Source organism: Pseudomonas helmanticensis (assembly GCF_900182985.1).
In the GTDB taxonomy this organism is placed as follows: domain Bacteria; phylum Pseudomonadota; class Gammaproteobacteria; order Pseudomonadales; family Pseudomonadaceae; genus Aquipseudomonas; species Aquipseudomonas helmanticensis.
In genome coordinates, this window is sequence record NZ_FXUY01000002.1 from 371,382 (window position 1) to 392,611 (window position 21,230).

The following is a 21,230-nucleotide window of genomic DNA, read 5'->3' on the forward strand; positions in this document are numbered from 1 at the left end:
GAGTCCCGTAGAAAAAAGCGGATTAGGCAGTTCGCCGATTAAGCTGACATTATGCCCCGAACGTCACAGCGACAAGGGCATTGCGGTTAATCATCGGTTAATCGCCAACGGCCATTGTGCACCTCACTTGCACAGGGACAAGGCTTCCTCCATGCGTCATTTTTTTCTTTTGTTTGCCCTCTTGCTCTCGGGCCTGGCCCAGGCAGGAAACAATCCATTCGAGACAAAACCTGAGTTTCTTCCGGTCGACAAGGCGTTCGTCCTCACGTCCGAACGCCTGGAGTCCGGTGAAACCCAGCTGTTCTGGCAAATCACCGATGGCTATTACCTGTATCAGAAACGCCTGAAATTCGATGGCCTGACGGCGCAGCAACAACCAGCGTTGCCCGAAGGCGAATCGCACAGTGATGAATACTTCGGTGAGCAACCGGTTTATCGCCAAGGCCTCGAGGTGAAGATCCCGGCCTCGGCCAGCGGGCAGATCAAGGTCAGCTATCAAGGCTGCGCGGATGCCGGCCTGTGTTATCCGCCGCAAACCCGGGTCATCGACCTGGGCGGAAAAGCGCCGTCGACGACCGCCACCGAAGCACCGGATCAAGCCCTTGCCAGCGGCCTGCAACAGCATGCATTGGGCTGGAGCCTGCTGGTGTTTTTCGGCTTGGGTCTGCTGTTGGCATTTACCCCTTGCACGTTGCCGATGCTGCCGATTCTGGCCGGTATGGTGGTGGGCAGCGGCGCCACGCCTCGACGCGGTTTTGCCTTGGCCAGCAGTTATGTGATCTGCATGGCGCTGGTGTACGCGGCGATGGGCGTGATTGCTGCGCTGCTCGGCGCGAACTTGCAGGCGTGGTTGCAGAACCCTTGGTTGCTCGGCACCTTTGCCGCGATTTTTGTTGTGCTGGCGCTGCCGATGTTTGGCTTCTTCGAGCTGCAATTGCCGGTGGCCCTGCGCGATCGGCTGGAACACGCTTCGCGCAGCCGCAGCGGTGGCAGCCTGATCGGCGCCGGCGTCCTCGGTGCCTTGTCGGGATTGTTGGTCGGCCCGTGCATGACCGCACCGCTGGCCGGCGCCTTGCTGTATATCGCGCAGAGTGGCAACGCCCTGCACGGCGGGTTGATCCTGTTTGCGCTGGGCATCGGCATCGGTGTGCCGCTGTTGCTGCTGGTGACGGTCGGCAATCGCTTCCTGCCCAAACCCGGCGCGTGGATGAACCTGCTCAAAGGCATATTCGGTTTCCTCTTTCTCGCCACCGCGCTGTTGATGCTGCGTCCGGTACTGGATCCGTCGTTGTGGCTGGGCCTGTGCGGTGCGCTGCTGCTGATCGCGGCGTTCTGTGCCTGGAAGCAATCGGAAGGATTTGGCCGGGTGGCGCAACTGTTTGGCGCGACTTCGTTGTTGCTGGGTGTGTGGGGCAGTGTGCTGGTGATCGGCGCGGCGGGCGGCAGCGATGATCCGTATCAGCCATTGCAGGTCTATAGCGCTGGCCGAACTGTCAGCGCGGCACCCAACGGTCACGAGGCATTCACCACGATCAAGGAACCGGCGGCGCTGCAACGCGAACTGGATGCTGCCAAGGCTCAGGGCCAGTGGGTGCTGCTCGATTACTACGCCGACTGGTGCGTGTCATGCAAAGTCATGGAGAAACAGGTGTTCGGCCAGGACAAGGTCATGCAGGGCTTGAGTGATGTGCGCCTGCTGCGCCTCGATGTCACCGCCGACAATGCCGCCAGCCGCGAACTGCTCGGCCGCTACAAAGTGCCGGGACCACCGAGTTTTGTGTGGATCGGCACCGATGGCGAAGAACGCCGCAGCCAGCGCATCACCGGCGAAGTCGATGCCGATACGTTCCTGCAACGCTGGACCGCCACCCGAGACGCCAATTAATGCTGACCTTCACCCTCGGCACCTTTGCCATCGCGCTCAACCACCTGCTGCTGATCAGTGCATTGGCACTGGCAACCTTTGTCGGCTGGCGAGTGGCCAAGCGTGGCGGCGATAACCCCGAGTCGGCGTTGTTCAGCCTGTTTCTGCTGGGCATGCTGGCGGCGCGTATTGCCTTTGTCGGCGTGTACTGGAGCCACTATCGCAACGATCCGTGGCAGATCATCGACCTGCGCGATGGCGGTTTTCTCGCATGGCCTGGAGTGATCGTATTGCTGCTGGCGGCGCTGTATCGCGGCTGGCGCCGGCCCGGTTTGCGTCGACCGCTGGGCTTTGGCGTAGCCAGCGGCGTGGCGTTCTGGTTGCTCGCAACCCTGTCACTGAATATCTATGAACAAGGCACGCGCCTGCCGGAAATCTCCCTGCGTAATGCGGCCGGGGAAACCATCCAGCTCAGCGACTATCAGGGCGGCCCGCTGGTGATCAACTTGTGGGCCACGTGGTGCCCACCGTGCCGACGCGAGATGCCAGTACTGGAAAACGCCCAACAGCAACGACCGGATCTGACCTTTCTGTTCGTCAATCAGGCCGAAAGCATGCAAAGCGTGGCGACGTTTCTCGAAACCCAAGGCCTGAGCCTCAATAACGTGTTGTTCGACCGCAGTGGCCGACTCGGCCAGGCCGTGGGTTCCATGGCATTGCCGACTACGCTGTTCTATAGCCCTGACGGTCGGCTGCTGAGCAGTCACCTCGGTGAGCTATCGAACGCCAGCCTGGCCCGCGCCCTGGAAAACTTCGACACCCCGACTCCGAATTCGACCCCGGCCACTGCACCGGCCACCTCTGCAAGGAAACTGCCATGCCCCGCCTCCGCCACCTGCTGACGCTAACCCTGGGCACTGCCCTGCTGCACTTGCCGTCGGTGCAGGCTGCTGAAGAATTGCCGGCGGCGATCAAGCAGATCGAAGCCAAAGGCGCGAAAATCGTTGGCCAGTTCGATGCTCCCGATGGTTTGCGCGGCTACGCGGCGCAATATCAGAACCGTGGCATGGCGCTGTACCTGACCCCGGATGGCAAACACGTCCTGCTGGGTAATCTGTATGACGCCGACGGCAAGGACCTGAGCAGCGAACCGTTGCAAAAACTGGTCTACGCGCCGATGGCCAAGGAAGTCTGGGCCAAGTTCGAAGCGAGCAACTGGATTCAGGACGGCAACAAGGATGCACCGCGCACGGTGTACCTGTTCAGTGATCCGAACTGCCCTTACTGCAACATGTTCTGGGAACAGGCGCGACCTTGGGTCAAGTCCGGCAAGGTGCAGTTGCGGCACATCATGGTTGGCATCATTCGCGAAGACAGCCCGGGCAAATCGGCGGCGCTGCTGGCGGCGAAAGACCCGGCCAAGGCGCTGGAAGATCATGAGAAGGCTGGCAAGGCCAGTTCACTCAAGGCGCTCAAAGATATTCCGGCAGCCGTGCAGAGCAAGCTGGCGGCGAACATGCAGTTGATGGAAGACCTCGATTTGCAGGCGACGCCGGCGATTTTCTACATGGATGCCAAGGGTGAGTTGCAACAACAGCAAGGTGCTCCTTCGCCGGAGAAACTGGCGCAGATTCTCGGGCCTAAGTAAGCAAGATCAAAAGATCGCAGCCTGCGGCAGCTCCTACATGGGCTGCCGTAGGCTGCAATCTTTTTCAATGGCGCTCAGCCAGGAAGGCGAACAACACCTCGGTGACAAACTCGGGATTCTCCAGATTGGAGATATGCCCCGCCTGCGGCACCAGCACCCACGGGCAACCGATCAGCTCGGCCATTTCCTGCGCTTCCGAGGGTGGTCGCGGTTTGTCCTGATCGCCGCACAGCACCAGCGTGGTCGCGGCATTCAACTCGCTCAGGCGTGGCAACAGATCATCGCGACCAAAGGTGATGCGCCCCATTGGCACGATGCTTTCGCGCAAGCGGTCAGACGAATACGCCGCCAGTTTTGCACGGAAATCCTGATACAGCGCCGACTGCGGATCGATGCCCGGGCGGAAGAAGATTGGCACGACGATGTCGAGCAGTTGCGCGGAGATTTCGCCGCTGTCTTCGATTTGCTTGAACAGCGAGAAGTAATACTGACGGGTCGGCTCCGGCTCGACACCGACGTAGGTGTCCATCAGCACCAGGCCGTTGATCCGCTGCGGAGCCGCCAGCGCCAGACGCACGCCCCACATGCCGCCGACCGACAAGCCAACGAGCGTGACCTGATCGATGTCCAGATGATCGAGCAAGGCCTGCGCCTGGCGGGCGATGTCGTCCAGCGAGGTGGTGTTTTCGGGTAACCGCCCCGACTCGCCGTGACCCCACAGGTCCAGCGCAATCACCCGATAGTGCGGCGACAACGCGGCAATCTGCGGCGCCCACATGGCCTGATCCCACAGATAGCTGCCGGCCAGCAGGACTGCCGGGCCGGTGCCTTGATCAATGTAATGCAGTGCTTGTCCGTCAACCGTGAAGAAGGGCATCGATTCACCTGCGCGGTAAAAAACAGAACCGGCAGACTGAGCTGCCGGTTCTTTATCGTCAATCGGGGAAATGTCTGAAAATGTGCCGGCCCCGATCGCGAGCAGGCTCGCTCCTACAGGGGAACGCATTCCAATGTAGGAGTGAGCCTGCTCGCGATGAGGCCAGTACAGACGCTGGAGATTACAGCCCCTCCAGCTCCGCCATCAGATCATTCAACCGGTCGACCTTCTCCTCGGTGATATCACTCGCCGCCAGCCCATCAATATACTCGGCCAACTCCTCCACCGTGCTGCACTCGAACATCGCCCGCAACGGCACGTCGCGTTGCAGCGACTTCTGCACCCGCGAAGCGATCTGCGTGGCCAGCAACGAATGCCCGCCCAGCTCAAAGAAGTTGTCACGCACACCGACCTGCTCGACCTTCAACACCTCTGCCCAAATGTCGGCCAACGTCTGCTCCAGCTCATTGCGCGGGGCCAGATAATCCTGGCTCTGCAACTGACCGATCTCCAGCGCCGGCAGGGCTTTGCGGTCGAGTTTGCCGTTGGCATTCAGCGGCAACTGATCGAGCCACAACCAGTGCAGCGGCACCATGTATTCCGGCAACTCGGCGCGCAGGCGCTGTTTGATCCGCTCCAGACGTTCGCTTGGGTTGAGTGCCGAATCGGCCGCAACCAGATAGCCGACCAAGTGCTTGCCGTTGACGCCTTCCTGCACACCGACCGCGCCATCGCGCACTTCCGGCTGTTCATGCAGGCGCGCTTCAATCTCGCCCAGTTCGATGCGGTAACCGCGAATCTTCACCTGATGGTCAACGCGGCCAACGTACTCGAGCACACCGTCGCTGCGACGCCGAGCGAGGTCACCGGTGCGGTACAGACGTTCGCCCGGCGCACCGAACGGGTTCGGCACAAACACCGGCGCAGTGCGCAACGGATCGCTGACATAACCGCGACCGACGCCCGTGCCCGCCACGCACAACTCACCCACCGCACCCAGCGGCACCAGTTCCAGCGCGCCATCGACCAGATAGAGCAAGTTGTTGTCGGTCGGTGTACCGATCGGCAAATAGCTGCCGCGCGTCGACGCCATGTCGACACGGAAGAACGCCACGTCATCCGAGCATTCCGCCGGGCCATAAGCGTTGACCAGACCGATGTCCGGATAACGCAGCAACCATTGATGCGCCAGCTCCGGCGGCATGGCTTCACCGGTCGGCAACATCCAGCGCAAGCCATCGAGACTCAGGCGCTCCGAGGCGAGCATGCCCTGAATCAGCGACGGCACGCTCTCCAGCACGGTGATGCCCTGCGCTTGCACGTGCACCAGCAACCCTTGCGGATCGTGGGCGATGGTATTCGGCACGATGTCCACCCGCGCGCCGAACAGCGGCGCGGCGAGGAACTGCCAGACCGAAATATCGAAGCTTTGCGAAGCGGTCTGGGCGATCACGTCGGCGTTGCTCAGATTCAAGTACGGTACCTTGCTCAACTGGTTGTTGAGCATGCCGCGCTGCTCGACCATCACGCCTTTCGGCAGGCCAGTGGAGCCCGAGGTGTAGATCACGTAGGCAAGATTGTCCGGGGCGCTGTAAATGCCCAAGTCCTGCGCCGATGTTGCCGCCGCCTGAATCTCTTCCCAGACCAGCAACTTTGGACGATTGGCGCAGCTAAACTCATCCAGCAACGTCTGCGCCTGTTCAACACACGCTTGAGTGCAGACCAGCACGGGCGTGCGGCTCAGCTCGATGATCCGTTGCAGACGCTGACTTGGCAGGCCCGGATCCAGTGGCAGATAACCCGCGCCAGCTTTGAAGCTGCCGATGATCATGCCGAGCAGATCAAGATTTCGTTCGCCGAGCAAGGCCACCGGTTGATCCATGTGCACCCCGGCCGCGACCAGTGCATGGCCGAGACGGTTGGCGTTATGGTTCAGCTCGGCATAGCTCTGTTGCTGATCCAGGCACGTCGCGGCGATGCGCTGCGGATGCGCCGCCACCTGCGCTTCGAACAGCGCCACATAGCTCTGCTCCAGCGGATAATCGTGGCCACTCTGGTTGCAACCGTGCAGCAGGAAGTCCTGTTCCTCGGCACCCAGCAGCGGCAGATCGGCCATGTCGCCATGGAAGCCATCGACCAGCGCCAGCAGCAGACGCTTGAACTCGCCAAGCATGCGCTCGATGGTCGATTCATCGAAATAGCGCTGGTCATAAGACAAGTGCAGACCAAGGTCATCGCCCGGGTAGCACACCGCCGTCAACGGGAAGTTAGTGTGCGTGCGGCCGGAGTCCGAAGTCGCATTCAGGCTCTGCGCCCGATCCAGCACCGAGACTTCAACCGGGGCGTTTTCGAAGACGAACAGGCTGTCGAACAGCGGCTGGCCTTTCGGCAATTCGCTTTGTTCCTGGATGTTCACCAGCGGCAGGTATTCGTATTCGCGCAGTTGCATGTTGCTGTCGAGCAAACCACTGAGCCACTGACGCACGCTGCTGCGCTCATCGTCAGCCGGCATCTGCACCCGCAGCGCGATGCTGTTGATGAACAGACCAACCGTGCGCTGCATCTCCGGCATTTCCACCGGCCGCCCGGCCACGGTAACGCCGAACAACACATCACGGTCACCGCTCATCCGCCGCAGAACCAAAGCCCACGCCGCTTGGGCGAAGGTATTGATGGTCAGCTGATGCGCTTGCGCCAGTTCACGCAGACGTGCACCGTCCTCGACATTCAGGCGGGTGTAGCGGTCGCCGACGATCATCCCGCCGCTTTCACCGGCGTGTTCACGCAGGAACGGACGATCACTCGGGATCGGCGTGGTGCGTTCAAAGCCTTGCAGATTGTGCTGCCACCACTGCCGCGCTTCGGCGAGACTCTGGCGTTGCAGCCAGCCAATATAGTCGCGATAACGCGGCGGCACGGCGAGTTGCGCTTCACGTCCCTCACCGACGGCGGTGTAGATCTCGAAGAAGTCGTTCATCAGCAACGAGCGGCACCAGGCATCGATAAGGATGTGGTGGTTGCTCATCATGAACCAGTAGCGTGCCGCGCCGACCTTGATCAGGCGCAGGTGGAACGGTGCCTGATTGAGCAGATCGAAACCGGCCTCGCGCTCGTTTTTCAGCAGCGCTTGCAGTTTCGGTTCCTGCTCGGTTTCGGCGATGGCGCTCCAGTCCAGATACTCGATTGGCGTGCGGCCCGGGGTGTGAATCACTTGCAGCATGTCTTCGCCGACGTTCCAGCAGAACGACGCGCGCAACGCCTCGTGGCGGGCGATCACCGCTTGCCAGGCCTGAGCGAAACGCTCGGCGTCGAGTTCGCTGTTGATGCGGTAGCGATCCTGCATGTAGTACAGACCGGTGCCCGGCTCGAGCAAGGTGTGCAGCAACATGCCTTCCTGCATCGGCGTCAGCGGATAGACGTCTTCTATGTGCGCGGCCGGTACCGGCAAGGCATCGAGTTGCGCCTGAGTCAGCTTGGCCAATGGGAAGTCCGACGGCGTCAGCCCACCGGCGTCGTCTTGCAGGCAATGGTCGATCAGGCTTTGCAGCTCGCCGAGGTAGGCGTCGGCCAGATCGTTGATGGTCTGTGCGTCGTAACGCTCGGCGCTGAAGGTCCAGCGCAAGAGCAATTCACCGCCATAAACCTGGCTGTCGACGCTCAATTCATTCGGCAACGGTGCCTGCGGATCGTGGGCGGCACCGACCGGCTCGTCCAGCGGACGGAACAGCGCATCGCTGCCAAAACTCTGATCGAACTGGCCGAGGTAGTTGAAGGTGATCGGCGCCTGCGGCAGCGCGGCCATGCTGCGCTGGCTGAGGTCGTCGGCGAGATAACGCAGCACGCCATAACCGAGGCCTTTGTGCGGCACGGCGCGCAGTTGCTCCTTGATCGCTTTGATCGAAGCGCCCTGCCCGGCGGCCTCTTCGATGTTGTGTGGAGTCAGGCGCAGCGGGTAAGCGCTGGTGAACCAGCCGACGGTGCGCGTCAGGTCGATCTCGTCGAACAGGGTTTCGCGGCCGTGGCCTTCCAGTTGAATGAGCGCCGACGGCTGACCGCTCCAGCGGCACAGCACGCGGGCCAATGCCGTCAACAGCAGATCGTTGACCTGCGTGCGGTAAGCGGCCGGCGCCTGTTGCAGCAACTGTCTGGTGTGTTCGGCATCGAGACGCACGCTGACGGTTTGTGCGTGACGATTCTGCTGGCCGCCCTGCGGGTTTTCGCAAGGCAGATCAGCACTCGGGCCGGCCAGTTGGGTCTGCCACCAGCTCAGTTCTTCACGCAGGGATTCGCTGCCGGCGTAGGCCTGCAAGCGAGCGGCCCAGTCTTTGAAGGCACTGGTTTTTGCCGGCAGTTTCACCGCTTGTTCGGCGTCGAGTTGGCGGTACACGGTTTGCAAATCGTCGAGTAACACGCGCCACGACACGCCATCGACCACTAAGTGATGAATCGCGATAAACAGGCGTTGCTGACCTTGCGGGCCATCGACCAGCACGGCACGCAGCAGCGGGCCTTGCGCAAGATCGAGGCTGCGCTGGGCATCGGCGAACAGTGCTGCGCACTTGTCCATCGACGGCACGCGCACTTGCCACAACACCGCCGCATCGGACACCGGTTGATGGCTGGCCTGCCACTGGCTGTCGGACTCGGTAAAGCGCAGACGCAGGGCGTCATGTTGCTCGATCACCGCCAGCAACGCTTGCTCCAGACGATGCGGTTCCAGCGCCACGGTTGGCTCCAGCAACAGCGCCTGATTCCAGTGCTGACGCTCAGGGATATCGGTGTCGAAGAACCAATGCTGAATCGGCGTCAGACGCGATTCACCAACCACCAGACCTTGCTCGGCCGTCACTTGTTCAGTACGGCTGGCCACGGCGGCGAGGGTCTGCACGGTTTGATGCTGGAACAGGTCGCGCGGGCTGAAATGAATGCCTTGCTGACGTGCACGGCTGACCACTTGAATCGACAGAATCGAGTCGCCGCCGAGTTCGAAGAAGTTGTCGTTGAGGCCGACCTGTTCGACGTTGAGCACTGCGCACCAGATCTGCGCCAGGGTCTGCTCCAGCTCGTTACTTGGCGCGACGTAATCCTGCCGATTGAGCTCAGGATCCGGCGCCGGCAAGGCGCGGCGGTCGAGCTTGCCGTTGGCCGTCAGCGGCATGCTCGCCAGCAGAATCAGGTGGGTCGGCACCATGTAATCCGGAAGTTGCGCCTTGAGCTGCGACTTGAGGGCGTCGCGTAGCTCGGCCTGTTTGGCTTCGCTTTGTTCGGCGGCCTCGGTGACGAGGTAACCGACCAATTGTTTGCCGCTCGGCGTATCCAATGCCAGCACCACGGCTTCGCGGATCGATTCGTGATCGAGCAGGCGCGTTTCGATTTCGCCCAGTTCGATACGGAAACCACGGATTTTCACCTGATGGTCGATCCGGCCCAAGTATTCCACCAAGCCATCGGAGCGCTGGCGCACGAGGTCGCCGGTGCGGTACATGCGCCCGCCATCAGTGGCGAACGGGTCCGCGATAAAACGCTCGGCGGTGATGCCCGGACGATCGTGATAAGCCTGCGCCAGACCGGCGCCTCCGACGAACAATTCACCGGTCGCGCCTTGCGGCACCAGCGCCAGATCGGCGTCGAGAATATAGGCGACACGCGCGCCGATCACGCTGCCGATCGGCACACTGCTGGCGCCTTCTTCGAGCACTTCCGGCGCGAGACTGGCCAGTGGCATGACCACGGTTTCCGTCGGGCCGTAGGCGTTGAAGAACATCGATGGTTTGAACGCTGCACGAATGCGTTGCAGGTGTTCGCCGGTCAGCGCTTCGCCGCCGGTGATGATCATCCGCACCGGCAGGATTTGGTTTTGCGTCGAGAGGAACTGCGCTAACTGGCTGCCGTAGCTCGGAGTGAAACCGAGGACGTTGATTTTATGCGTGCGGATCAAGCCGCAGATTTCTTCCGCGTCCCACTGACCTTGCGCACGCAGCACAACCTGCGCGCCGCTGAGCAGCGGCACCAGCAGACGCTCGGTGGCGGCGTCAAAGTTGATCGAATAGAAATGCAGTTCGCAGTCGTCGGGGCGCATGCCGAAACGCTCGATCACGGCTTGGCAGTGCATGGCGATTTCGCCGTGGGAGACCACCACGCCTTTCGGCTTGCCGGTCGAGCCGGAGGTGTAAATCAGGTACGCCTGATGCTGCGGCAGGCTGATAAACGGCAGCTCGCTGGCCGGATAATCAGCGAGTGCCGCGCTGTCGTCTTCCAGGCACCAGCGCGCCACACTCGACGGCAGATCGCCAAGGGCATTGAACATCGCGCGATCACTGAGCAGCAGGCCGATGCGGCTGTCTTCGATCATGTAATGCAGACGGTCGAGCGGGTATTCCGGGTCCAGCGGCACATACGCACCGCCAGCCTTGAGAATCGCCAGCAGGCCAACGACCATTTCCAGCGAACGCTCCAGCGCCAGACCGACCCGCACTTGCGGCCCGACGCCACGCTCACGCAAGGCCCAGGCCAGGCGATTGGCGCGGGCATCGAGTTCGGCGTAGCACAGCGTCTGCCCGGCGAAGGTCAGCGCCGGCGCGTCTTTGCGCGCCAGTGCCTGCTCGGCGAACAGGTGATGGATGCACTGATCGAGACGATGCTCGCCCGGCTCGATGCCGAGGCTGTCGAGCAGTTGCTGTTGCTCCGGCGAATCGAGCAGCGGCAATTCACTGAGGCGCTGATGCGGATCGGCGATCAGTGCTTCGAGCAAGTTGCGCCAATGTCTGGCCATGCGCGCGATGGTCGGCTCGTCGAACAGATCGGTGCTGTAAGTCAGGCAGCAACCAAGGCGATGGTCGAGATCGGTGACTTCCAGGTTGAGGTCGAATTTGGTCGCCCGCGCATCGTTGGCCAGGTACTCGACAGTCATCCCGGCGAGCATGCGGCTCTGCTGGAATTCCCAGCGCTGCACGTTGCACATCACCTGGAACAGCGGGTTGTACGCAGCACTGCGCGGCGGCTGCAAGGCTTCAACCAGATGATCGAAGGGCAGGTCCTGATGCGACTGGCCTTCGATCACGGTGTGGCGCACCTGCTCGAACAACTCACTGACCGCCATCATCCCATCGAGCTGGCAGCGCAGCACTTGAGTGTTGAGGAACGCACCAATCAGCCCTTCGCTTTCCGGACGAATGCGGTTGGCCACCGGCGCGCCGATGCGCAGATCGGTCTGGCCGCTGTAGCGGTAGAGCAGCGTGGCCAGTGCGGCAGTCATGGTCATGAACAGGGTCAGACCGTTTTGCGCATTGAACGCACGAACCCGTGCGGCGAGGTCATCGCTCAGGTCGAAGCGGAACAATTCGCCCTGATGGCTTTGCACTGGCGGACGCGGCCGATCACCCGGCAATTCCAGCAATGGATGTTCGCGGCCGAGTTGCGCGGTCCAGTAATCGAGTTGGCGCTGACGCTCGCCGGACTCCAGCCAGTTACGTTGCCAGACGCTGTAGTCGAGGTATTGCACCGGCAGTGGTTCCAGCGGCGAATCGCGATCATCGACAAACGCTTCGTACAGCGCACTGAGTTCACGGGCGAAGATGTCCATCGCCCAGCCTTCGGTGACGATGTGGTGCAGGGTCAGGACGAAGTAATGTTCGTGCTCGGCAGTCTTGACCAGGCAAGCGCGCAGCAGCGGACCGGTTTCCAGATCGAACGGCAGATGCGCTTCTTCATCGGCCAGTTGCTGAACCTTTTGTTCACGCAGGTCGGCGGCGAATTTGGAGAAATCCTTCCAGCCCATGCGCACGCCGGTCTCGGCATGCACCTGCTGACGAGCGACGCCATCAACGCTCGGGAACGTGGTGCGCAGGGTTTCGTGACGCAGGATCAGCGCTTGCAACGCCGACTCGAAACGCTCGACATGCAACACGCCACGCAGGCGCGCCATGCCGCCGACGTTATACGCCGGGCTGTCCGGTTCCATCTGCCAGAGGAACCACATGCGCTGTTGCGAGTACGACAGCGGCACCGGTTTGCTGCGATCAACCTTGTCGATCGGTGGCTGCTTGTTGGTGCGGCCGCTGACCTGGATCAGGCGGATCTGTTCGGCGAAATCACCGAGTTCGCTGTGCTCGAACAACGCGCGCAGCGGCAGTTCGACGTCGCAGGCCTGACGGCTGCGCGAGATGATTTGCGTGGCCAGCAGCGAGTGGCCGCCGAGGGCGAAGAAATCGTCGCGCAGACCGACTTGTGCCAGACCCAGCACTTCGCGCCAGATCGCCGCGATCTGCTGTTGCAGTTCAGTGACCGGTTCGACGTGTTCACGAACCTGCCATTGCGGCTCGGGCAAGGTGCGGCGGTCGAGTTTGCCGCTGGGGCTGAGGGGCATTGCGTCGAGGCGCATCAGTTGCGCTGGGACCATGTATTCCGGCAGCTCGGCGGCCAGTGCAGTTTTCAGCCGGGTGATTTGCTCGTCTGCATCAACGCTGGCATCGGTTGCAGTGAAGTAGCCGATCAGTTGCGCGCCGGCAGCGGTTTCGCGCACCAGCACCACGGCTTGAGCGACGCCGTTCTGTGCGAGCAAACGCGCTTCGATTTCTTCCGGCTCGACGCGGAAACCACGCAGTTTGACCTGCTGATCGAGACGACCGAGGTACTCGATCACGCCATCGGCTATCCAGCGCGCACGGTCGCCAGTGCGGTACAAACGCGCGCCCTGCTCGCCCAACGGATCGACAACAAAGCGTTCAGCGGTCAGCGACGGACGACCGAGGTAACCGCGAGCCAGACCGATGCCGCTGATGCACAACTCTCCCGGCACACCGGCCGGCACCGGATTGAGATCGGCATCGAGCACGCGGCAAATCACGTTGCCCAGCGGCCGGCCGATCGGCGAGCGCTCGCCATCGGCAGCGGTGCAATGCCAGTGGGTGACGTTGATCGCGGTTTCGGTCGGGCCGTAACGGTTGTGCAATTGCACTGCCGGCAATTGCGCCAGCACGCGGTTGCGCAGTTCGGCGGGCAGCGCTTCACCACCGGAGAACACCCGGCGCAGGCTGGTGCATTCGGCGCTCAGCGGTTCGTCGATGAACAGCGCGAGCAGCGGCGGGACAAAGTGCAGCGTAGTCACACCATGCTCTTGAACAAGCTGGGCGATTCGATGCGGATCGCGGTGTTCACCGGGACCTGCAATCAGCAGACGTGCGCCAGTGATCAACGGCCAGAAGCATTCCCACACCGATACGTCGAAACTGATCGGCGCCTTTTGCATCAGCACATCCGTTTCATTCAGCGCGTAAGTGTTCTGCATCCATTGCAGACGTTCGGCCAGTGCCGCGTGGGTGTTGCCGACACCTTTCGGTTGGCCGGTGGAACCCGAGGTGTAGATCACGTAGGCGAGGTTGTCGCCGTGCAGGTGCAAGCCCGGCGCCTGGCTCGGCCAGTTTTCCAGGTGCAGCGCGTCCATGGCGATGACGCTGACGCCGTCGCTGGCCGGCAAACGGTCAAGCAATTCGGTCTGGGTCAGCAGCAGTTCGACGCCGCTGTCGCTGAGCATGTAGGCGAGACGCTCGGCCGGGTAATCCGGGTCCAGCGGCACGTAGGCGCCGCCAGCCTTGATGATCGCCAGCAGACCGATCAACAGTTGCGGCGAACGCTCGGCGGCGATAGCCACGCAGACATCCGGACCGACACCTTTGTCGCGCAAATAGTGCGCGAGGCGGTTGGCCTGGTTGTGCAGTTCGGCGAAGTCGAGGCTGCCGCCCTCCCACACCAGCGCGGTGCGTTCCGGGGTTTGGCGGGCCTGTTCGTTGAGCAGCTCCGGCAGCCATTGTTGCGCCGGGGTGCACGGCGCGACGCTCCAGTTTTTTTGCTGATCGTGCTCGTTGATGGTGAGCAGTTGCAGGTCGCCGATGGCTTGCTGCGGGCGCTCGCAGACATCGCGCAACAGGTTGCTGAAATGCTCGCAAAGCCGCTCGATAGTTGCCGCGTCGAACAGTTCGCTGGCGTAGTCGAACGACAGCGTCAGGCGACCGTTACGGTCTTCTTCGCTGTGCAGTTGCAGGTCGAACTTGGCTTCGCGGCTGTGCCACGGCAGCTCTTCGGCAAGCAGACCCGGCAGGCGTTTCAGCGCACTGAGGTCGCGTTGCTGATGGTTGAACATGACTTGAAACAGACCTTGTTCACGGGCCTGCGGGAAGGCTTCGAGGAGTTGCTCGAACGGTAGATCCTGATTCGCCTGCGCACCCAGTGTGGCCTCGCGAGTCTGGCCCAGCAGCTCGACGAACGACAGGCGCGAATCGATCTTTGCGCGCAGCACCTGGGTGTTGATGAAGAAGCCAATCAAGCCTTGGGTTTCCAGGCGCGGACGGTTGGCATTCGGCACGCCGATGCGGATGTCGCGCTGACCGCTGTAGCGATGCAGCAAGCTCTGGAATGCCGAGAGCAGCAGCATGAACGGCGTCGACTGATGCGCCTGCGCGGTGTTGCGGATCGCATCGCTGAGACTCACGCCCAGACGTACGGTGTGGCGTGCTGCACTGTGAGTTTGCTTGGCGGATCGTGGGTAATCGGTGGCCAGTTCCAGCGCTGGATGCTCGTCACCCAACTGGTTTTTCCAGTAGGCCAGTTGCCGCTCGCCCTCACCTTGCGCCAGCCATTGGCGCTGCCAGCTGCCGTAGTCGGCGTACTGGGTTGGCAGTGGCGCGAGGCTGGCCGTCGCGCCCTGCGAAGCGGCGGCGTACAGGCGCGAGAATTCGTCGATCAAGATATTCAGCGACCAGCCATCGGCGATGATGTGGTGCAGCGTCACCAGCAACTGGTGATCTTCGTCGTCGAGACGCACCAGCGTCACCCACAGCAGCGGGCCTTTTTCCAGGTCGAACTGGCTGCGCGCTTCGTCTTCGCGGATCTGCTGCGCGCGGGCTTCACGCTCATGCGCCGGCAGGTCGCTGATGTCGATCAGTTGCAGGTTGAATTCGGCGGCGGCATCGACTTGTTGCAGGGCCACGCCGTCGCGTTCGAAGAAGCGTGTGCGCAGGGATTCGTGGCGCTCGATCAGTTGCTGGAAGCTCGCGCGCAAGGCGTCTTCGTCGAGTTCGCCGCGCAGGCGCAGGGCACCGGGAATGTTGTAGGCGCTGCTTTGCGGGTCGAGTTGCCAAGTGATCCACAAACGGTTTTGCGCCAGCGATTGCGGCATCGGCTCGCTGCGCGACAGTGCGGCGATTGCACCTTGGGCACTGCCGCCGTCTTGCTGCTGTTGCGCCACGGCTGCGGCGAATGCCGACAGCGTCGGCGCTTCGAACAGCAGGCGCAGGTTCAGCTCAAGAGCGAGTTCTTCACGCACGCGGGCGATCACTTGCGTGGCGGCGATCGAGTTGCCGCCAAGCAGGAAGAAGTGATCGTCGGCGTTGACCTGTTTGACGTTGAGTTGCTCGGCCCAGATCTTGCCGATCAGGGCTTCGAGTTCAGAGACGCTGGTGGTCGCTTCTTGGGTTTCAGAGGCGGTTGACGGGAACACCGCGTAGCTGTCGAGGCTGCCATCGGCCAAACGATTGCGGCAGGCCGAACGTTGCAACTTGCCGCTGGAGGTTTTCGGCAACGCGCCCGGATTGAGCAACACCACCACGCTCGGCGCTTCCTGATACGCCTCGGCCACGGCTTGGCGAATGGCTTTGATCAGCGCTTGCGGCGGCAGGATTTTCTGCACGCTGCGGCTGATTTCCGCAGCGATGCCGATGCCTTCCGCGCCATTCTGATTGACCGCGAATGCAGCGACGCGGCCCTTGCGCACGACCTCCACTTCGTTCTCGACAGTCTTCTCGATGTCCTGCGGATACAGGTTATGGCCGCGCACGATGAGCATGTCTTTCAAGCGGCCGGTGACGAACAACTCGCCGTCGCGGATAAAACCGAGGTCGCCGGTGCGTAGCCAGGTGCGGCCGGCGTGCTCGACGAAGGTCTTGGCGCTGGCCTCAGGGTTGCGCCAGTAACCGAGGGCGATGCTCGGGCCGGCCGCCCAGACTTCGCCGATGGCGTTGTCGGCGAGTTCTACCCGCGTATTCGGCTCGACGATCAGCACCGCATGTTCCGGTTGGCTGATCCCGCAGCTCATGATCGGGCTGCCCTCGCCCGGCTCGGCACGGTTTTGTGCCAGGGCCTGATCGTCCACACGCAGTGCCGGAATGCCAGTGCCGCGCGGCGTGCCGGCGACGAACAGCGTGGCCTCGGCCAGACCGTACGAGGCCATGAAACTGTCATCGCTAAAACCGCTCACCGCGAACTTGTCGGCGAAGCGTTCCAGGGTGTCGAGGCGGATCGGTTCGGAACCGGAATAGGCCACGCGCCAACGGCTCAGATCAAGGCGTTCAAGCGCCGATTCGCTGACCCGTTCGCTGCACAGGCGATAGGCAAAATCCGGCCCGCCGCTGATGGTGCCGCCGTATTGGCTGATTGCTTCGAGCCAGCGCAATGGACGGCCAAGGAAATACGCCGGCGACATCAGGATGCACGGCACGCCGCTGAAGATCGGCTGCAGCAAGCCACCGATCAAGCCCATGTCGTGGTACAGCGGCAGCCAACTGACGATGACGTCGTCCGGATTCACGTCAATGCCGAAACCATGGCGGATCAACAGTTCGTTGGCGACCAGATTGCCGTGGCTGACCTGCACGCCTTTGGGCAAAGCGGTAGAGCCGGAGGTGTATTGCAGGAAGGCGATGTGGTCTTGCGGCAGATTCGGCTCGACCCAGGTTTCGGCCTGTGCACTGTCGAGGGTATCGACGCACAGCAGCGGCGGCGCGCCTTCGATCTGCTGCAAGGCGTCGCGCAGCTCGGCACTGGTCAGCAACAGAAGCGGCTCGGCATCGGCAATGATCGACAGCAAACGTTCCTGATGATGGCGACGCGCGGATTCCGGCGGATAGGCCGGCACCGCAATCACCCCGGCGTACAGGCAACCAAAGAACGCCGCGACGTAGTCCGGACCGCTGGGAAACAGCAACACCGCGCGATCACCGAATTGCGCTTCAGCCTGCAACGCGGCAGCAATGGTGCGCGCGCGCTGATCGAGTTCGCGATAGCTGAGTACCACAGCTTGCTCTGCGTTTTCGGCGAGAAAACGCAAGGCCAGTTGATCCGGCGTCAGGGCCGCGCGGCGCTGGAGGGCTTGGACCAGGGTGCTGGGGAGTTCGAACGCGTCGGTCATGAGGTTTCCTGCCTGAATTCGGCTTGCTAATGGAATCGGGTTGCTGCGTCACGCCCCTCAAGGGCATGCAGGGCGCGGTCTGTGCCGACCGCGCAAGGCATGGGAATGCTGTCTGGCCGGGGCTCTGTACCCGGAACCATTCACCAATGAGAACGGATGACGTCTTGAAATAATTAGTCGGCAGGCTGGATAGCCAATGGGGCCGGGGTGCGGCCGCGTGTCGCAGTTCGCAGAACGCACCGTTGTGGATCATTAATTCTTTTTCTCAATTGACAATCATTATCATTCAACATAATTTGTCGCTCGATGTGTAGGACGGCCCCGTCCCCCAGGCGTCCCACTAACCTATTTGGCAGCAAGGTGATTTCCATGACGGAACAAGTATCCACAAGCAGGTGCGATTCACCGCTACTTCAGGCATTCGTCGAAAATCGACTGATTCTGGTCAAGATTGCAGCGCGCATTACCGGCTGCCGCTCGCGTGCCGAGGATGTGGTGCAGGATGCGTTTTTCCGACTGCAATCGGCACCACCGATCACGTCGTCGATCAAGGCCCAGCTGAGTTATCTGTTTCAGATCGTGCGCAACCTCGCCATCGATCACTACCGCAAACAGGCGCTCGAGCAGAAGTACGCCGGCCCTGAAGAGGAAGGGCTGAACGTGGTCATTCAGGGTGCTTCGCCGGAAACCTCACACATCAATTTCTCCACCCTGGAACACATCGCCGACGCGCTGACCGAGCTGCCGAGCCGGACCCGTTATGCGTTCGAGATGTATCGCCTGCACGGCGTGCCGCAGAAAGACATCGCCAAGGAACTGGGCGTTTCGCCGACCCTGGTCAACTTCATGATTCGCGATGCGCTGGTGCACTGCCGCAAGGTCTCGAGCAGTCGCCGCGATGTGGTGATTGCCGGTCGCCGGTAAGACCGCGTCGTCAGATAGAAAAAGATCGCAGCCTGCGGCAGCTCCTACATGAGAACCCTGCCGCAGGCTGCGATCTTTGGCTTTTTTGAATGACCTCAGGCCAGCTTGCACCGATCAAAAAACCGCTCACGCCCCAGAATCATCAACGCCGCGCGCTTGTGCGGGAAGTCGAATTCCTTCTCGCAGTGGAAGCACTGATTCTGCATATGGCCAATCATCTTCGCGTTATCGGCACGCGGCTCGGCGACCACCCGCTGGGTGCGCGGATCATCGAGAAACAGGTAATGCACCAGCGCCGATAACCAGCTCGCCACTTTGTGCGGGCCGCGGTGATCTTCCTCGCCGACCAGCATGTGAATGCCACGGTCGAAGTTATCGGCATCGTAGAACGGCGCGATGCGATCTTCCTTGGCCCAATAAGCCTCGAAATAGGCAAACGGCTGATCATCGAAGCAGCCGATCAACGTTAGCGTGTGCGGATCGGTGTCGAGTTTGCTCAGGTACTCACGATGCTTTTCGATACTGCCCTCCTCCTGCCAGAAACTGGCGACACGAGGGCTGTTCTGCCAGCGATTGAATCGCGGCAGATCTTCTTCGATCTCCACGGTTCGCAGGGAAATCCACGCACCCAGGCGCGCATCGAAACGCCGATAGACTTCACCACGCGGCTTCACCGGTCGCAGCGGATGGCGCTTGCCTTGGCTGATGACCATTTGCTGCGGGTAGCTGCCGGTCAGCGAAGTGCCGAGCCACGGTTGCGGCAGTTGCCAGAACAGCGTGCGTTCGCAGCGATATTCGCCGGCCACTTCAGTGCTTACCAGCAAACCGCTGAGCAACGCTTCGGTCGGCGGCTGATCCAGTTGCCAGGTCAATTGCTGGCAGTCAGGATCGCGGGCGAACAGCCAATAACAGGCGGCCCACAGCGCTTGCCCGGGCGGCAAGGCAAAACGCTCATCGATCTGAATCGGCCCTTTGGCCTCACGATCAAGGCGCAGGCGAATCAGCGGCTGCCCGTCCAGGCTCAGGCTCAGACGGCTTTCGGTGGCATCAGCGATCAGTTGACTGCCCGAAGGCAACGCAAGGGCAGTCAGTTCATTCAGATTGGACATGGGTCGGGCTCACGATAATCGTCGACAGTTCAACGATGGGACGTGATCCGCGCAGGGAAATTTAGCCTTTGCCGGGAAATCACTGCCTCAGTGGTGAGGCACTGGCACCACGGCAATCTTGTACGGATCGAAAATCTTCAGCATTTCACCGTTGTCGCGCAAACCCTGCAGCAGTCTGGAAAATGCCTCGCCGGTGATCGGCGCGGTTGGCCGCAGGATCGCGTAATGGTGATAGACCTGATCGATACGCTGCGAGACCAGCAGCTCCTCACGGACTTTTTCATTGCGCAGCAGATAATCGAACAGATAGGAACGCGTCACCAGCGCAATATCGGCGCGCCCGCGCAGGACCATCAGCAAGTTGCTGTCGTGAGAATAGGTCAACGTCGCGTTGAAGTTTTGAGCGAGGAACTTGGGGTCTGCGTTGAAGTTGGCGAATTCGTAGTGATAGCCGCTGAACAACGCCAGACGCTTGTCGGTCAGGCTGGCGAAGTAATTTTGCTGGCGGCCGTCTTCACGTTGCGCGACGAAAATCTCGGCGTCTTCCAGGCCCATATCGACATCGGTGTGAGGAATATCCTTCCAGCCCCATTCCGGATTCTCGAAGATCGCCATGTCGATCCGGCCCTGCTTGAAATCACCAAAGCGCCGTGGAATCGACGTCGGCACGAGGACGAACTGGTAGTCGCTTTGCTGCGCGTTCAGGGCCTCGACCAATTGCGGCAGCAGGCCGGTGTCGGCACCGTTTTCCGGGCGAACGGTGTAAGGCGGAAAATGCGCCGCGCCGACCCGAACCAGTTGCGCTGCCTGAGCGGGCAATACCCATATTGCAGCCAGCGCTGCGAGCATCAACCCCGCAGCCGTCCGAATTGGCGAAGACTTCAAAACACCCCACTCCCCGAAAAAATACCGATCATTGCATTCAAGCTAGGCGGTTTCGCCCAGTTAGCCAGTTTCCCGGTTCGATAGAAAGTCGCTCAACGCTCTTCGAGGACCAGAATCAACGCCTCTTCAGCCAGCTGTTCGAGGCTCAAACCACCGCCAGCACGGAACCATGTGGTGGTCCAGGACAGTGCGCCCGTGAGGAAACGTCGGGTAATAAATACGTCGCCGCGAATAAAACCTTGCGCCTTGGCTTCGCCGAGCACTTGCAGCCACAACTCTTCATAAACATCGCGCAACGCCAGCACCTTGGCCTGGCCGTCTTCGGACAACGAGCGCCATTCGTAAACCAGCACCGCCATCGCTTCGCCACTGCCGCCCATGATCGACTGCAATTCACAGCGGATCAGCGCCAGCACCCGCTCGCGCACATTGCCGGCTTCGGCGAGTGCCGCGCGCATCAATGCAGTGTTGTAACGGATGGTTTCTTCCATCACCGCACGGAGAATTTCATCCTTGCTTTTGAAGTGATGAAAAATGCTCCCCGACTGAATGCCGACTGCACCGGCCAGATCACGCACCGTGGTGCGTTCGTAACCTTTGTTACGGAACAGGTGAGCCGCCACTTGCAGCAATTTGCCGCGGGCGCTGTCCGGGTCGGTCAACTGACCTTCGTCGACCAATTCGCGCATGACCCTCAGGGCTTTTTGCTCGTCCACCCGTTCTCTCCTACAGTCGATCAGTCT

Annotated in this window: 9 protein-coding genes; 4 read left to right on the plus strand and 5 right to left on the minus strand. The window is 61.4% G+C overall.

Going from position 1 to position 21,230, the window contains the following annotated elements:
• The first annotated feature begins 151 nt into the window (after positions 1-151).
• From dsbD to dsbG, 3 genes are read left to right on the plus strand one after another with little or no spacing between them, the layout of a single operon-like run.
• Positions 152-1,885, plus strand: a complete 1,734-nt coding sequence (gene dsbD / locus QOL84_RS24450; protein ID WP_283438867.1) for a protein-disulfide reductase DsbD — start codon at positions 152-154, stop codon at positions 1,883-1,885.
• Positions 1,885-2,766 carry a TlpA disulfide reductase family protein gene (locus QOL84_RS24455; protein WP_283438868.1) on the plus strand — a complete coding sequence of 294 codons (882 nt, stop codon included), beginning with the start codon at positions 1,885-1,887 and terminating at the stop codon, positions 2,764-2,766. The genes dsbD and QOL84_RS24455 overlap by 1 nt, the downstream gene beginning before the upstream one ends.
• A complete protein-coding gene (dsbG, locus tag QOL84_RS24460; protein ID WP_283438869.1) occupies positions 2,742-3,512 on the plus strand; it encodes a thiol:disulfide interchange protein DsbG in 771 nt (256 codons plus the stop codon). The genes QOL84_RS24455 and dsbG overlap by 25 nt, the downstream gene beginning before the upstream one ends.
• A gap of 64 nt (positions 3,513-3,576) precedes the next feature.
• Here the strand turns inward: dsbG and QOL84_RS24465 are convergent, their stop codons facing one another.
• Positions 3,577-4,389 (minus strand): alpha/beta fold hydrolase, encoded by an 813-nt coding sequence (locus QOL84_RS24465; protein WP_283438870.1) that lies wholly within the window; start codon positions 4,387-4,389, stop codon positions 3,577-3,579.
• Between the two features lie 181 nt (positions 4,390-4,570).
• Positions 4,571-17,569: a non-ribosomal peptide synthetase gene (locus QOL84_RS24470; RefSeq protein ID WP_283438871.1), complete on the minus strand. Its 12,999-nt coding sequence runs from the start codon at positions 17,567-17,569 to the stop codon at positions 4,571-4,573.
• A gap of 369 nt (positions 17,570-17,938) precedes the next feature.
• Between QOL84_RS24470 and QOL84_RS24475 the strand changes: the two genes are divergently transcribed.
• The gene (locus QOL84_RS24475) at positions 17,939-18,493 is read left to right on the plus strand and encodes an RNA polymerase factor sigma-70 (protein ID WP_283438872.1); all 555 of its coding nucleotides are present in this window, start codon (positions 17,939-17,941) and stop codon (positions 18,491-18,493) included.
• 95 nt (positions 18,494-18,588) lie between these two features.
• Here QOL84_RS24475 and QOL84_RS24480 read toward each other — a convergent pair whose 3' ends face one another.
• The 3 genes from QOL84_RS24480 to QOL84_RS24490 form a co-directional block, all read right to left on the minus strand.
• Positions 18,589-19,602, minus strand: a complete 1,014-nt coding sequence (locus QOL84_RS24480; RefSeq protein ID WP_283438873.1) for a GNAT family N-acetyltransferase — start codon at positions 19,600-19,602, stop codon at positions 18,589-18,591.
• Between the two features lie 87 nt (positions 19,603-19,689).
• The gene (locus tag QOL84_RS24485; RefSeq protein ID WP_283438874.1) at positions 19,690-20,487 is read right to left on the minus strand and encodes a substrate-binding periplasmic protein; all 798 of its coding nucleotides are present in this window, start codon (positions 20,485-20,487) and stop codon (positions 19,690-19,692) included.
• 92 nt (positions 20,488-20,579) lie between these two features.
• Positions 20,580-21,203, minus strand: coding sequence for a TetR/AcrR family transcriptional regulator (locus QOL84_RS24490; protein ID WP_129394865.1), 624 nt, complete (start codon positions 21,201-21,203; stop codon positions 20,580-20,582).
• Between the last annotated feature and the right edge of the window lie 27 nt (positions 21,204-21,230).